General features: G+C 73.1%; 1 protein-coding gene. It reads left to right on the top strand.

All coding sequences use genetic code 11. The features are described 5' to 3' along the window. Positions 1–35: 35 nt before the first annotated feature. Positions 36–223, top strand: a 188-nt coding sequence (locus ACLNEE_RS17115) for a DUF2062 domain-containing protein (RefSeq protein WP_412007474.1), incomplete at its 3' end; no start/stop codon positions are given.

Here is a 223-nt window from a genome sequence, read left to right as displayed (position 1 = left end):
CGCTGCGTCCGTTCCAGTTTCGACCGCATGTCCCCGTGGTGCGGTCCATCCGGCGGGCCATCCAGTGGCTCTGGCACCAGGAGGGCAACCCCGGCCAGCGGGCCCGGGGCCTGGCCGCCGGGGTGTTCTGCGGCTGCTTTCCCTTCTTCGGACTGCAGACCCTGCTCGGCGTGGCCCTGGCCAGCGTGGTGCGCGGCAATCACCTGCTGGCGGCGGCGGGCAC

The organism is Aphanothece stagnina RSMan2012 (genome assembly GCF_046764815.1).
In the GTDB taxonomy this organism is placed as follows: domain Bacteria; phylum Cyanobacteriota; class Cyanobacteriia; order PCC-6307; family Cyanobiaceae; genus NIES-981.
This window is presented reverse-complemented; position numbering and strand designations above follow the sequence as displayed.